The sequence below is a fragment of the Arthrobacter ulcerisalmonis genome (genome assembly GCF_900609065.1).
Lineage (GTDB): Bacteria > Actinomycetota > Actinomycetes > Actinomycetales > Micrococcaceae > Arthrobacter > Arthrobacter ulcerisalmonis.
On sequence record NZ_UXAU01000008.1, the window covers coordinates 24,889 to 39,294 of the forward strand.

Annotated in this window: 12 protein-coding genes; 4 read left to right on the forward strand and 8 right to left on the reverse strand. The window is 58.2% G+C overall.

What is annotated here, in order from left to right:
* The first annotated feature begins 106 nt into the window (after nucleotides 1-106).
* From PSET11_RS00125 to trxA, 3 genes are all read left to right on the forward strand, one after another.
* Nucleotides 107-1,513: a protein kinase family protein gene (locus tag PSET11_RS00125; RefSeq protein ID WP_124089544.1), complete on the forward strand. Its 1,407-nt coding sequence runs from the start codon at nucleotides 107-109 to the stop codon at nucleotides 1,511-1,513.
* Between the two features lie 208 nt (nucleotides 1,514-1,721).
* Nucleotides 1,722-2,678 (forward strand): thioredoxin-disulfide reductase, encoded by a 957-nt coding sequence (trxB, locus tag PSET11_RS00130; protein ID WP_124089546.1) that lies wholly within the window; start codon nucleotides 1,722-1,724, stop codon nucleotides 2,676-2,678.
* A 36-nt stretch (nucleotides 2,679-2,714) separates the two neighbouring features.
* Complete coding sequence (trxA, locus tag PSET11_RS00135; protein WP_124089548.1) at nucleotides 2,715-3,041, forward strand: thioredoxin; 327 nt, start codon at nucleotides 2,715-2,717, stop codon at nucleotides 3,039-3,041.
* 3,695 nt (nucleotides 3,042-6,736) lie between these two features.
* Here the strand turns inward: trxA and PSET11_RS00140 are convergent.
* The 8 genes from PSET11_RS00140 to rpmH form a co-directional block, all read right to left on the reverse strand.
* Nucleotides 6,737-7,933 carry a ParB/RepB/Spo0J family partition protein gene (locus tag PSET11_RS00140; RefSeq protein ID WP_124089550.1) on the reverse strand — a complete coding sequence of 399 codons (1,197 nt, stop codon included), beginning with the start codon at nucleotides 7,931-7,933 and terminating at the stop codon, nucleotides 6,737-6,739.
* Nucleotides 7,934-7,997: 64 nt separating this feature from the next.
* Nucleotides 7,998-9,059, reverse strand: a complete 1,062-nt coding sequence (locus PSET11_RS00145; protein WP_124089552.1) for a ParA family protein — start codon at nucleotides 9,057-9,059, stop codon at nucleotides 7,998-8,000.
* Between the two features lie 88 nt (nucleotides 9,060-9,147).
* A complete protein-coding gene (rsmG, locus tag PSET11_RS00150) occupies nucleotides 9,148-9,798 on the reverse strand; it encodes a 16S rRNA (guanine(527)-N(7))-methyltransferase RsmG (protein WP_124089554.1) in 651 nt (216 codons plus the stop codon).
* Nucleotides 9,799-9,819: 21 nt separating this feature from the next.
* Entirely contained in the window at nucleotides 9,820-10,380 is a 561-nt protein-coding gene (locus PSET11_RS00155; protein ID WP_124089556.1) for a Jag family protein, read from the reverse strand.
* Nucleotides 10,380-11,351 carry a membrane protein insertase YidC gene (gene yidC / locus PSET11_RS00160; protein ID WP_124089558.1) on the reverse strand — a complete coding sequence of 324 codons (972 nt, stop codon included), beginning with the start codon at nucleotides 11,349-11,351 and terminating at the stop codon, nucleotides 10,380-10,382. The genes PSET11_RS00155 and yidC overlap by 1 nt, the downstream gene beginning before the upstream one ends.
* A 15-nt stretch (nucleotides 11,352-11,366) precedes the next feature.
* On the reverse strand, nucleotides 11,367-11,753 hold the full coding sequence (gene yidD, locus PSET11_RS00165; RefSeq protein WP_203415857.1) for a membrane protein insertion efficiency factor YidD: 387 nt from the start codon (nucleotides 11,751-11,753) through the stop codon (nucleotides 11,367-11,369).
* Nucleotides 11,746-12,156, reverse strand: coding sequence for a ribonuclease P protein component (rnpA, locus tag PSET11_RS00170; protein WP_124089562.1), 411 nt, complete (start codon nucleotides 12,154-12,156; stop codon nucleotides 11,746-11,748). Before rnpA ends, yidD begins: the two co-directional genes overlap by 8 nt.
* A gap of 40 nt (nucleotides 12,157-12,196) precedes the next feature.
* Complete coding sequence (rpmH, locus tag PSET11_RS00175; RefSeq protein WP_003800212.1) at nucleotides 12,197-12,334, reverse strand: 50S ribosomal protein L34; 138 nt, start codon at nucleotides 12,332-12,334, stop codon at nucleotides 12,197-12,199.
* 459 nt (nucleotides 12,335-12,793) lie between these two features.
* Between rpmH and dnaA the strand changes: the two genes are divergently transcribed.
* Nucleotides 12,794-14,215: a chromosomal replication initiator protein DnaA gene (gene dnaA, locus PSET11_RS00180; RefSeq protein WP_124089564.1), complete on the forward strand. Its 1,422-nt coding sequence runs from the start codon at nucleotides 12,794-12,796 to the stop codon at nucleotides 14,213-14,215.
* The last annotated feature ends 191 nt before the right edge of the window (nucleotides 14,216-14,406 follow it).

Genomic DNA, 14,406 nt, shown 5'->3' on the forward strand with positions numbered 1-14,406 from the left:
CAGAGGTGATATAAGGGTCGTTGGACCAGGGGAGCCACCGGGTTTCCTCCGCGAACGGCGGTTTCAAAACGTGAGCCGGCAATCCCGGACAGTCTAGGAGGAACACGTGTCCAACCCGATCGAAGTCGGATCAGTCCTGGGCGGCCGCTACAAGGTCACTGCCACAGTCCTGACCTCGCACGACCACGATCTGGTGCTGGATGGTGTGGATCAGGTCCTGAACCGTCCCGTCAGCATTCTGGTGGCCGGGCCGGACAACGCCGCACAGGTTGCCCAGAGTGCCCGCGAAGTGGCCACCGGGGAGCGTCCCGGGACCGTGCAGGTCTTGGATCTGGGGGTCAGCGAGGACGCTACCTACCTGATCACCAATCACGCCTCCGCTGCGGACCTTCTGGATCTTGTTGTTGCCTCCAATCCGCCCTACGTTGAGCCGTTCTTCACGGACACCCTGGGCAGCGAAATTTTCGGCCAGGCCCGGTCCAACGAGCCGGAACCGTACGATGACGAAGAAGACAACGTCGAGGCCGGGTACATCAACTACGCCGAGGCGTATCCCAGCCAGGTTGACCCGTACCCCACTGCGCCGGCCCAACCAGTGCAACCTCCCGCACGCCCGTTGGTCCCGGCACCGCCTGCCTTCACGGCACCAACTCCCAAGCCCCCTGCAGAGGAACCTGCGGAGAACCCCAAGGTTTCCCTTTGGTCTGAAGACGACTATGCCCAGGCCAACACGTCGGATGAGTACAACGACGTTCCCGCGGCAGATCCTGAGCCCGCTGAGCGGCGTCCTTCAATGTTCACCAAAGGTGCTGCCGCAGCTGGGGGAGCACCGCCGGCACAATTCGATGATGCCGATGACACAGACGAGCGCGAGCCGCGGTCCATGCGATGGCTGGTTGGTGGGCTGCTCGCCGTCGTCCTTGTTGCTGGCCTGATCTTTGCGGTGACCAACCTTGGCAGGCTCACGCCATCAGCTCCGCAGGCTGACAGTACACCGTCGGCTTCGAGTGCAACCACCAACGGGGAAACGCCGTCGCAGGCTCCCAGTTCAGCGGCCCCAGTGGTACCGCCCGCCATCGCCAGGGTGACCCGGCTGGGCAACTTCGACTTCGCCGCAACGTTCGATGGCGATCTGGTCAAGGCCTATGACGGTAACGCAGCGAGCTACTGGTCAGACATGGAGTTCGCCACGGAAGGCTGGGGTGGTTTGGCACCTGATGGGGTCACGCTGGCCATCGAGCTGAAGGAAGCAGCGACTGTTTCCTCCATTACGCTCTCGCAGCTGGGCGGCTCCGGCGGCAACCTGACCATTTACACGAACGACACCCCAACTCTTGAGGGTGCAAAGTCTGTGGGTACAAACAGCTTCACTTCAATGGATCTCAATATCCCGTTGGCCGAGCCCGCCAAGTCGAAGTATGTCCTGGTGGCCATCAACGCCCTGCCGAAGCTTGCCCAGCCCAAGACCCGGTACGGGTTCGGCCTGCGGCTTGCCGAGATCAAGGTCCAGTAGCCCACCTCCCTGTCAGTGGTGTGACGGAGTGTGGTGAAGCTCCGCAGGCGTTCGAGCGCTTCGACGGTAATCTGGAAGTTCGGCAAATCAAGCGCCGTTCGTCGGCTGTGGCGTTGCAGTAGCTTGGAATATTCAGCGCCAATTACCAGTTGTGCCATGTGGCCGGCCCCAACGGGGCGCGTCAATCTAGGAAGAGGTTCGTAGTTCAGTGAGCAGTGCAGAGAACACGGCGCCAGGCGTACGTGATGTCATCATCGTCGGTTCCGGTCCTGCCGGATACACGGCAGCCGTCTACACGGCCCGAGCGAACCTGCAGCCGCTGTTGCTGGCAGGATCAGTCACTGCCGGCGGCGAGCTGATGAACACCACGGACGTGGAGAACTACCCCGGTTTCCCCGAAGGCATCATGGGGCCGGACCTCATGGAAAACTTCGAAAAGCAGGCGGCGCGCTTCGGCACGGAAATCCAGTTCGAGGACGTCACCGAGCTGGACCTTGAAGGGCCCATCAAGACGGTGACCATCGCCACGGGCGAAAAGTTCCAGGCGAAGGCCATTATTCTGTCGACCGGCTCTGCGTACCGCGAGCTGGGGCTGCCCAACGAGAAGAGGCTCTCTGGACACGGCGTTAGCTGGTGTGCAACCTGTGACGGTTTCTTCTTCAAGGGTCAGGACATTGCGGTCATCGGCGGGGGAGACTCCGCTATGGAAGAGGCATTGTTCCTCACCAAGTTCGCGAACTCCGTCACCGTCATCCACCGGCGTGACACCCTCAAGGCCTCGAAGATCATGGCAGACCGCGCCTTGGCGCACGAGAAGATCAACTTCGTGTGGAACACCGCCGTTGAGGATGTTCTTGGCGATCCGAAGGTAACTGGGCTGACGCTCAAGAACCTGGTCGATGGAACCGTCTCTGAGCTGGCAGTTACCGGCGTGTTCGTCGCCATTGGCAACGATCCCCGTACGGACCTGGTGAAAGGGATCCTCGACCTCACTCCCGAGGGCACCATCGCGGTAGAGGGACGTACCTCGAAGACAAGCATTGCTGGTGTCTTCGCAGCGGGTGACGTCATTGACCCGACCTACCGTCAGGCGATCACCGCATCCGGGTCCGGCTGTGTAGCCGCCCTCGATGTGGAACACTACTTGGCTGATCTTCCAGCCTGAACAACCCCGTCACGTACGAAGAGAGAAGGAAGAATTATGAGCAACGCTAAAAATGTAACCGATTCAAGCTTCGGCACGGATGTCCTTTCGTCCGAGAAACCTGTCATTGTAGATTTCTGGGCCGAGTGGTGTGGTCCCTGCCGCAAGCTGGGCCCCATCCTGGATGAAATCTCGGTGGAGTACGCCGACAAGGTTGACGTGGTGAAGGTCAACGTCGATGACAACCCGGAGATCGCCGCAAAGTTTGGCATCACGTCGATTCCTGCCGTTTATCTGTTCCAGGGCGGCGAAGTGAAGAGCACCGTCATCGGCGCCAAGCCGAAGCAGTTCTTCGAGAAGGAGTTCGCGGACGTTCTGTCCTAATCAGCGAATGGATCTTGGTCCACTGGTTTGCTGATAGCAGTGAAGCGGGGAGTGGTCGCCGGAAAGTCGGCGACCACTCCCTTCTGCTTTAAGTGTTCAACGCTGCCAGGCGGAGCTCTCACCTGTTTCACGTGAAACATCGGCATGGGAAGAGCGTGGTGATGTTTCACGTGAAACGTTGATGGACTCGCCGACTCTAAAGGACTGCCGGCAGCGCTGTCTTCAGTTGCGAGGGCTCGGCACACGACAAAAACCGCAGAGCGTCGATGTTTCACGTGAAACATCGACGCTCAAGAACGTAGCCGAGCTCTGGAAGCCTCTGGACCCATGCAAAGAATGTCAGCGCACCACAGAAAAGACGCACTGGAGCCGCTACTTATGAGAAAACTACCTCGAGTTCACGCACTTCTGCGAAAACTATGGTCTTCCACACCGGCGTAGATCCGCGGGGAGGCGCGATATGTCGACTGCGGCGCCTCCAGTGAGACAACGCTATAACAGGATGGAGCGCTAGCTCTGGGGCCATAGGACCCACGGTGGGAGCCGTCACGCGTCAGAAAGCAGGTTCCCCCAACACTGCTGACATAGTTTTGCCGGACACATGCCGGATATCCCGTGAATAAATGTCCTCCAACGTTGGGTAAGAGAATAGAGTCTGGAGGCACCTGGCCGTTCTAGTACTATGGTGAGTGGCTCAAGGTTGAAATCCGTCCGCCGATCACGCTAATCCGAATGATTTCGCCAGTCGGATCATGAGTGTCCGGCATCAGAGCCGCCGCCTCCGGCAATCGCTGCTCATGGAGGCCGCTGCTATGTTGTGACTTTGGATCTCAGCTACTCTGAACCGCCCCTGGATACCGTAACCCGCTCATGTCCACAGCGACAGCCTTAGAGCCCTGGTGCCTCGTCTAGGCCCTAGCGATGGACCTTGCCCATAGTATCCAGACGTCCCAGAAGTATGCTGGCGAGCAACAACAATCTAGCTAGACGCAGAACCTGATATTTCCTACAACGAAAACGTTGGGTGCGAGGCTGGGGCGCCCACCCCTCTGTGTACCCACCGACAGGGCTGTGCAGCTGACACATGTGCCTTAGGGCACACCTACTCCACCGAACGAATTTACTGATGTAATCTCTGCTTGCGTTGACGCTGCCCACCAGGTCCCATGGATCTGGTCTGTTTCACGTGAAACATTCGCGGCGTGTAGAACCGCATCTTACCCTGCCATTTGGGTACAACACTCCAGGTTTCAGCCATCAGGTCACCGCTCCCGTCTCGCTCCTCCCACATTGGCCAGAAGACCAAATGTAGTCTGACCTGCGACAGCATCCAGTCAGCGCATTACACGCCGACTGCCCATTGCCTGGTGCACCGGGAACACGATGCCACGAGCAGCGCAATTCGTCTGCCTACACGTCGTTCCCGCAGCGTCTCAAACAGCACGTCGCTGGTCACCACATCGAGACATCCACATTTGTCCCAGACCTATCGACATAGGACGTGCCAGACCAGACAGGCCGGGAATCCCGCCGTCCAATCATCCAGCCATCCACCGCCTAGGGGAGGACAAGGAGCAATGAAACACTGGCTGGGAATCGCAAGCAAACAAACCGCTCCTTGACACCGAGGCGAGGGGGCCAGGGTGTGAGGGGCTGGCCCAAACGAATTGAGCACCGTCCCTATAGTCACCCTCTCGTGTGGCGCACAGCGCTGTGGACAAGTCCGCCCAGGACCGGGCGAGGCGTGACAGCAAGAACAGGGACAAGTTGCTGGGCCCAAGCCGAACACGATGGTGCAACCCGCAGTCGCTCGGGGAAGGATTGCTGGAGATGTGGCTTCCGACCACGCGATAGAACGGCAGTGCCCTCGCTCCTTGTCCACAGTGTGGAGCAGAGTTATCCACAGGACTATCCACAGTCGAGATTGTCGAGCTGACTTAGTGAAAAGCCGCGACCAACTGAGCCAGCCGAATAGACATTTGACCGGGAATGTTCCGGCTCCAAAAATACTAGGCGGGCGTCGGTGGCCCACCATAGTAGAGCGCCAAATTTGCTTGAACTGCTGCGTTTGCGACCAAATACGCTTGTACGATTAGTCCAGAATGTTTCACGTGAAACAGCACATTGTGTTCGTATTCAAGACGATAGCCTTTGGCGAGTCAGCGCAAAGGAGTCGACCAGAATCGACCATATCTCGTCAGAGGGTCCTACCTAGTTTGATGATGATGTGCACAGACTTATCCACAGCTCCGATCCACATAATCCACAGGTAGATGCACAGCCGGATTGTTAACGATAGAGACATTGCTGACAGCCTCGAATCGGGGTCTTCTCACACTTGAAGCACGAATGCCTGCGTCAAAAGTTCCGATCCATCAAAGACCACCCGCACCCACACCCTGTATTCCTGCTTTCACCCGATCTGAAGTCAGATCATACTTCCCCGTGTGCCTGGCAATAGATGAAGTGCATAGTGTCCTCGTCCCTCCGTCTGTGGAGTGGTTGGAACCCCGCTGAGGACGGGGGAGTCAGTCGGCAGCTCTGGCTCGTGATCTGAGGAATCCGCCATGTGAGATGAAGTGCGTCCGCGCGCGGATCATGCCGAGCAATGAAAGGCATAACCTAGTTCTGATTCACGCTGAACTGCCGCCAGGTGAAGTTCTCCGTGACTTTGTCCCACCCCAACAATGTGAAGCTTTTGCTGTCAAGCCTATGCCAGTTTCCAGCGTATAATTTGCAAACCACCTCCCGTCGGTGTTGAGAAGGTCGCGGTCACCTCTTGGCAGTGATCATTGCAGTGTCAGTCGGATCGTCCGCTGCCCAGCGCACGGCATCTTGGCGAATCGCCTTTATTCAAGGACTGGCCGGCTGACACCGAATAGGTCACCACCAGTCCACCCAACATGGTGCATGTTTCACGTGAAACATCGACTATCCTACGACAGTCGCTGTAGCGCTCAGTTCTTTGAGCCTGGACTGTTTCACGTGAAACGTTGAGGTTATCAGTATCTGCTGGTACCGAAATCTTTCAGCATTCACCTCACACACCATACTTCCTGGCGCCGGATTGGACTGCCTAGGTGACGCAAAAGAGCTCAGAATCGAGGCAATAGAATGATCAATACCTGCGTCTCAGTAGCCGGTGTCATGTTTCACGTGAAACAACAAGTAGGGCGCGTAGACCTGGAGGACTCTACCCTGCACGGCACTACTACCAAAGCTCCAACAATATTGGCCTGCGGGTCTAAGGGGAGTGAATGAGGCCCGCCCATAGGACCTGCACGTACCCATAATGGGCGGTAGAACGCTACCAGGGGCTCCGATCTAAAGCTAGGAGAGGTATCCCTGCCGTCGAACCCACGCAGCGCCCTGCGCGGCTCACCAGCAGACTCTAGCGATTCAGACTAGCTGCCCGCCCCGGTTACTATCAGATACCCCAAGGGGCCATGCGGCGTGTCCGCAACGTCTGAACGAAGCTGTTCCGGGACTTGCAGTCCTAGGCTAGAGACCTTCAGGCTGAGCACAGCTGAGAAGGGCTAACCGGCAGCATCACAGCCGCTCAGGTGGCTTTGCAGCATCCGCGAAAGCGATGCATCAATCGCCAGTCCCAGCAGTGATCCACGGAAATTGATGTCACCAGGCAAAAAGAGAGGCCCCAGAAATCTGGGACCTCTCTATGAACAAGTAAAACTACATCAACTAGTGGATCCCGGGCTGAGAACATCCATGATTCGGTTCAAATCCTCAACGCTCGCAAACTCAATACTGACCTTGCCCTTGCGAACGCCCAAGGAAATCTTCACATTGGTATCCAGTCGGTCCGACAGCGACGACGCAAGGTAGTCCAGCCGTTCGTGCCGAGCGCCGGGACGGGGGATGTTGTTCTTGGCCGGCTTGGTGGGATCCTGATACAGGGTAACGGCTTCTTCTGTCGCTCGAACAGACATACCTTCGGCAACAATCTTCTGCGCCATGCGTTCCATAGCTGCGGCGTCCGGGAGTGAGAGAAGAGCGCGGGCATGCCCGGCCGACAAGACGGCAGAAGCAACGCGACGCTGGACCAATGGCGGGAGCTTCAAGAGTCGCAGGGTGTTGGAAACCTGAGGACGGGACCGACCAATACGGTCCGCGAGCTGCTCATGCGTGGTACCGAAGTCTTCGAGGAGCTGCTGGTACGCGGCAGCTTCTTCGAGGGGATTCAGCTGGCTTCGGTGCAAGTTCTCCAGCAAAGCATCGCGAAGAAGATCGTCATCAGCTGTTTCGCGGATGATTGCAGGCACTGTTTCCAGCCCAGCGGCCTGCACTGCCCGCCACCGACGCTCACCCATAACCAGCTCATAGGGTTCACCACTATTATCAGTTGATTTACGGACAACAATTGGCTGGAGGACGCCAATTTCACGAACAGAGTGAACCAGCTCCGCCATGTCGTCTTCATCGAAGACACTTCTGGGCTGCTTACGGTTCGGATGGATATCACCGACAGGAATCTCAGCGAATCGTGCTCCGGGAACTTCGACGAGTTCTACGTCTGGACTTTCAAACTTCGGTGCGGACGGCGGCGCCGCTTCAGCCACAACGGTAGTCTGAGCATCGTCTTGCTTCGCGCCAGACACAGGGGAGCCGGACGTCGCGGATGATTTGCTGGCGGTTGGCTTCTTTGCAGCGGGGCGCGTAGTTTCCTTGGCTGGCGCATCCTGAACTTTGGCGAGCTCCACAATATCGCTTGGCTCGGACTTCTCGAGAACTGGTTCCGTCTTCCGCCGTCCTTCGGGAAAGAACAGATCCACGGGCCTGGAAGCGGAGCTACCGTTGCCACCGTCGCTGGACCCGGCGGAACTCGGAATCAACGCGCCAAGTCCGCGACCTAAGCCGCGTCGCTTCTCGCTCATGAATTAATCCCTCCAGTGAACCAGGATGTACCCGGATCAAGTGTCGTTGCGGTGATCGAAGAGTCTAGCGTTCTGCTATTTCGGCAGCGGCTTCCAGGTAGGAAAGTGCCCCGGTGGATGAGGGATCGTACGTCATCACGGTTTGTTGGTAACTTGGCGCTTCCGAGATCCGCACCGAACGCGGGACAACTGCTGAGAGAACCTTCTCAGGGAAATGCGTGCGAACTTCTGCAGCAACTTGGGCTGCCAGGTTGGTCCGCCCGTCATACATCGTGAGCAGGATCGTGGACACTTCCAGGTCTGCATTCAAGTGCTTCTGGATCATCTCAATGTTCTTGAGCAATTGGCTCAGGCCCTCGAGTGCGTAGTACTCACACTGAATGGGGATCAGCACCTCACCGGCTGCACAGAACGCGTTGACCGTCAGCAGTCCCAGGCTCGGCGGGCAGTCGATGAAAATGTAGTCGAGCCGAGGTTCGCCATTTTTTTCCCGGGTCTTGGCATATTGATCGATCGCCCGGCGAAGGCGCTGTTCCCGAGCTACCAGGGACACCAGTTCAATCTCCGCGCCAGCCAGGTGGATGGTGGCGGGAGCGCACTGCAGGTTATCAATGTCAGGGCAGTTAGCCACCACATCCGCTAACGGAACGTCATTGATCAGTACGTCGTAGATGCTGTCGACCTCAGCGTGATGCTCAATGCCGAGTGCCGTCGAGGCGTTGCCCTGGGGATCGATGTCGATGACCAGGACGTTCAACCCGGCCGCTGCGAGAGCTGCGGCAATGTTTACAGTGGTGGTGGTCTTTCCCACCCCACCCTTTTGATTCGAGACGGTAAACACGCGGGTCTTGGCTGGGCGGGGCAGCTTACGCCCAAGTAACTTTTCCCGCCGCTTGGTCTCATGGGCGAGTTCCTTGGCGATTGGACTGGAATCGTCCATCGCATCCATGACGTTGCTTCTACCGCCAGAGGTTGTTTCACGTGAAACGCTCTTGGCGTTGCGTACAGGGACGTTCGGCTGGCTGAGTCCACGTGCCGGTGCTGCGGCCGGTACAGCGGCAGACCGCGCCGACCCCAAAGACACAAACGGGGGAATCCGTTGTGTGGAGGCTTCGCTACTGCTCACTGGTCACGCTCACTCTCATTGGGCCAAACTGACTGCCGCCTACAAGCCTATCTTCTCGGCATGGCTGACCACGGACATCGCAGCCCGTCTAGGACTTCTTTTGCGGCTTGTTCACCACGATGCGCACCACAGTGGTGGGCTCTTCCAGGAGTGCTTCACCAACCGTGACCACTGCGGTGGAAATTCCGCCCAACTTTCGAATGGTCTTCGCTGCCTTTTCGATTTCTTCGCCGGCACTGCGTCCCTTGATGGCCACTACTTCGCCCCGCCCTGCAAGCAGTGGAATGGTCAAGCCGGCAAGGTTGGTCAGCGCGGAGACCGCACGCGCTGTCACAACGTCAGCATCCACCAAGCCAACAGCCAACTCGGCTCGAGTCCGCATCACCGTGACATTGGCCAGGCCAAGATCGTCCACGACTTCCTGCAGCCAGATCACCCGGCGTTCCAACGGTTCGATCAAGGTCAGTTCAAGGTCAGGACGGGCGATCGCCAGGCACAAACCCGGCAGCCCCGCACCGCTGCCAACATCGGCAACCCGGCTGCCCTGGGCAATCTCGCTTTCAATGACAGCGCAATTCAGAACGTGCCGGCTCCAGAGGCGGGGAATCTCACGGGGTCCAATGAGTCCGCGCTCGGTGCCCGACGTCGCCAGGTGCTCCACGTAGCGTTTGGCCAAATCCAGGCGGTCACCGAAGATCTTTTCAGCGGCCTGGAGCTCAGTTGCCGTAATCTCAACCATGGTTAACACGTCATCAATTCTTTAGTCGGCGGAAACTACGATGTGGCGTCCCGCGCCTTCACCGTCGGACTCACTGACAAGGCCAAGGTCCGCGACGGCGTCGTGGATGATCTTCCGCTCATAGGCACTCATCGGTTCCAGCGCCACCGGCTGTCCAGTTTCCTTCACGGTGGCGACAGCCTGCTCCGCGATCTTCAGAAGGTGCCCGCTGCGCTCCTTCCGGTAACCGTTAATGTCCAAAACCAGGCGTGAGCGGCTCTCCGTAGCCGAGAGGACAGCCAGCCGGGTGAGTTCCTGAAGTGCCTCCAGGACTTCGCCGTCTGCGCCTACCAGGGCATCCAGGTTATCGACTTCGTCTTCCGCGACGATGGAAATGTACGTGCGGCCGCTGCGAACCTCAATGTCGATGTCACCATCGATATCGGCAATATCCAAGAGTTCTTCGAGGTAGTCGGCAGCGATTTCGCCCTCTTCTTCGAGGCGGCTGACTGACGCAACCTTGGCGGGAGCACCGTCGTCGTTGGCCTTCTCCACGTCATCGACGACGTCGGTCAAAGCGTGTTCGTTGCTCTCAGCAGACATTACTTCTTCTTCCTATTCTTGCGCTGGGGCTGAACGCGCTGGATTTTGGGTTCCACGGCGGCGATGGCCGCAGCGTCTGCCTCTTCATCCTTCTTACCGGTGAGAACAGAGAGTGCCGGCAGGCCCTTGGCAGCCCGGCGATCGGCGAGGGCCTTGGCAGCAGGGGAACCCGGCGTTGGCATCCGACGAATAACGAAGAACTGCTGCGCCATGGTCCAGAGGTTGGTGGTGGTCCAGTAGATCAGGACACCAATGGGGAAGTTGATGCCACCCACGCCGAAGACAACGGGCAGGATGTACAGCATCATTTTCTGCTGGCGCATGAACGGGCTGGCCATGGCCTCTTCAGACATGTTCTTGGCCATGATCTGCTTCTGCGTGATGAACTGCGAGGCCGTCATGGCCAGGATCATCACCACGGAGAGGATGTTGACGGCGAGTTGCGAATCGCCGCCGCCGCCGTGGAGCAGGGTTGCCGAGAGGGGTGCGCCGAAAATGCTGGACTCATCGAACTGCACTACCTGGCCCGGACTCATGGCACCGACACCCTCGCCAGCCTTGGCGTTCGTGCTGATACCGGAAAGTACCTGGAAGAGGGCGAAGAAGAACGGCATCTGGATGAGCATGGGGAGGCAGGCCGAGAACGGGTTGGTCCCGTGCTTCTTGTACATGGCCATTTGCTCCTGCGCCATGGCCTGGCGGGAAAGCTGATCCGTTTTGCCCTTGTACTTGGTCTGCAGCTTCTTCAGGTCGGGCTGCAGCAGCTGCATGCCACGCTGTGCCTTGATCTGCTTGACGAACACCGGGATCAGGGCGGCGCGAATCACCAACACCAGGCCAATGATGGACAGGGTCCAGGTCCAGCCGCTCGCCGCCGGCAGGCCAATGAAGGTCAGGCCTTCGTGGAAGCCCACCATGATGATGGACACCAGCCATTTGAACGGAAACATGATTGTCGCAAAGAAGTCCATACTTATCCCTATTCGTCAGGCCGCATTGCGGCCTTCTTCATCAGTCCGAGCAGCCAGGTAAATGTCCGGGTTGTTCAGCACAACAATCGTGGGGGTCTGGCTCAACGGCCATTCCCGGGTGCCGGCGGGGACATGGTCCACACCACCAGCATTCCATGGGTGGCAACGGCCCAGGCGCCGGGCAGCCAGCCACGTCCCTTTCACAGCTCCGTGGACGGTAATAGCTTCCAGAGCGTAGGCCGAACATGAGGGAAAGAAACGGCATACCTGGCCGTACAAGGGGGAAATCACCTTGCGGTACGCCATCAGCAGGAGAATGAGGATGTTTCGGGGCAAGTTCCAGATGAACGTGCCCACGGTCAGGGGTACAGAACGGCGGACGACGGCGGTGCCATTAGTCACGCGGTGTCCCCTCCTGTGTTGTACCGGCTGCACCGTTGGTGGCGCCTTTTGATGGGCGGCTCGCCAACCGGTGCACAGTCGATTCGAGTGCGGCATTGTAGTCCGACAGGAGCTGGTCCCAGCTGGCTGTCGCGGACGCGGGCAGCGCCCTGACCACAATAGCCAAACCATGTGCGTGCGCACCCAACGAGGCAGCACCTGCTTCTCTCAGTCTTCTCTTAACGAGGTTCCTGACTACAGCGTTCCCGACACTTTTGGAAACGATGAACCCGATGCGGCTGGGTTCGTCGGCAGCGAGGGCTGCCGCATATAACACTACGTTCCGGCGTCCATTGCGGACACCGGAACGTACAGTGGTTGAAAAATCGGTAGCAGTCCTCAGGCGATTGCTGGCGGCTAGCACCTTTACACTCGCAGGAAGATCTCTACCGACAAGTCAGTAGTTATGCCGACAGTTCGGTGCGACCCTTGCCACGACGGGCTGCCAGGATGGCACGGCCGGCACGGGTACGCATACGAAGGCGGAAGCCGTGCTTCTTGGCTCGACGGCGGTTATTCGGCTGAAAAGTCCGCTTGCTCACGTTAGTTACTCCAGTGGATCAAAGGTGCGCCCACCCGATCAAAAAGGGAAGAACTGGCCGACGCTAAGTTTTGTATATGCACGCTATTCCCAGGACTCCAACGCAGGGCGTCGAAGTATTTCAATGGGACCAAAAGCGCACACAAAGGACTTCACAACACTAGGGCAACCGGGGTAGCAGAGTCAAACCAGCAGCCTACTCCAGAACTATCCCCAGCTGTGGCTAACTCGCCATGGAGCCTGTGGATGAACCGGCTCACAAGGCCCGTTTACGAACCACACCAGTGTAATTATCCACAAGCCGATTGCCAGCTATCTTCTAGGCTTTTGATCCCCTAGAGTGGCTCAGTAGCCGATTATCCACGGACTGTGCATAACCCTGTGGATAGAGCTGGTCCCTTCTTGGTCCCAGGCCTGGCTGCAGGTAATGCAGACACAGCAAGCTTTAGGGAACCGATTGATGACAGTAGACGAAGCCAACCACGCCAACACTGTCGGAAGTTCCTGGCGCCGGGTCATCACCCTGCTTGAGCAGGACCACCGGGTTTCACCCCGGCAGCGTGGATTCGTCATTCTGGCCCAGGCTCAAGGCCTGATCGGTTCAACCCTCCTGGTGGCGGTGCCCAATGAGCTGACCCGTGAGGTTCTGCAGACCCAGGTGAAGGAAGCCCTGGACGATGCGCTCCACAGCGTCTTCTCCGAAGACATCCGATGCGCGATCGACGTCGACACCGACTTGGTGCCGCTCTTCACGGAACCTGAACCCGCCGTCGAACTTTCCTTCGCAGCCGACCAGCTGATCGAACAGAAGCCGCAGCCCATGCTGCCCAGCACTTCCCATGAGTTCGGCCGGCTGAATCCCAAGTACGTCTTTGACACCTTCGTGATTGGCTCATCGAACCGATTCGCCCACGCTGCGGCAGTGGCTGTGGCGGAGGCGCCCGCCAAGGCCTACAACCCGCTGTTCATCTATGGTGATTCCGGCCTGGGCAAGACACACCTGCTCCACGCCATCGGCCATTACGCCCGCCGACTGTACAGCGGCATCCGCGTTCGGTACGTAAATTCCGAGGAATTCACCAACGACTTCATCAATTCCATCCGGGATGATGAGGGCGCCAGCTTCAAGACCACGTATCGCAACGTGGACGTGCTCCTCATCGATGACATCCAGTTCCTCGCCGGCAAAGATCGAACACTGGAGGAGTTCTTCCACACCTTCAACTCGTTGCACAACAACAACAAGCAGGTGGTCATCACCTCCGATCTGCCGCCGAAACAACTGGCTGGTTTTGAAGACCGGATGAAGTCACGCTTCGAGTGGGGCCTCCTCACCGATATCCAGCCACCTGAACTGGAGACCCGGATTGCGATTCTTCGGAAGAAGGCCTTGAGTGAGGGCCTGTCCGCTCCGGACGATGCGCTGGAGTACATCGCCTCCAAAATTTCCAGCAATATTCGTGAACTGGAAGGCGCCCTGATTCGCGTCACGGCCTTCGCCAGCCTGAACCGCCAGCCGGTCGACGTCGCGCTTGCCGAAATGGTCCTCAAGGATCTGATCACCGACGACGGCGCCCAGGAAATCACATCCGCCCAGATCCTGCAACAGACCGCGGAGTACTTCAAGCTCAGTCTGGAGGAACTGTGCAGCAAGTCCCGGACCCGGACCTTGGTCACGGCTCGGCAGATCGCCATGTACCTCTGCCGTGAGTTGACGGACATGTCGCTGCCCAAGATTGGCCAAGAGCTCGGCGGCCGTGATCACACCACTGTCATCCATGCGGACCGCAAGATTCGTGAACTGATGGCTGAACGTCGTGTGATCTACAACCAGGTCACAGAGCTGACCAACCGGATCAAGCAGCAGCAACGCGACTCCTGAGCGCGCTACACATACCTTATTAACAGGCGCATGTGGATAAGCCTGTGGATAGTTAAGGGGACAACGCGGCTTAATGGGCTTAAAACCCTTAAGCCATCTGTGGATCAGCGAAACGGCCGAAAATGTTATCCCCATCCACACCCTGTTTAAAACCTGATCCACCCACACCCAATGAACAGGGCTTAACCGCT

What these genes read in the sequence shown, in the direction of transcription:
- dnaA (WP_124089564.1), top strand. Translation starts at nt 12,794, where the DNA reads ATGACAGTAGACGAAGCCAACCACGCCAACACTGTCGGAAGTTCCTGG.
- PSET11_RS00140 (WP_124089550.1), bottom strand. Translation starts at nt 7,933, where the DNA reads ATGAGCGAGAAGCGACGCGGCTTAGGTCGCGGACTTGGCGCGTTGATT.
- rsmG (WP_124089554.1), bottom strand. Translation starts at nt 9,798, where the DNA reads ATGGTTGAGATTACGGCAACTGAGCTCCAGGCCGCTGAAAAGATCTTC.
- yidC (WP_124089558.1), bottom strand. Translation starts at nt 11,351, where the DNA reads ATGGACTTCTTTGCGACAATCATGTTTCCGTTCAAATGGCTGGTGTCC.
- trxA (WP_124089548.1), top strand. Translation starts at nt 2,715, where the DNA reads ATGAGCAACGCTAAAAATGTAACCGATTCAAGCTTCGGCACGGATGTC.
- PSET11_RS00155 (WP_124089556.1), bottom strand. Translation starts at nt 10,380, where the DNA reads ATGTCTGCTGAGAGCAACGAACACGCTTTGACCGACGTCGTCGATGAC.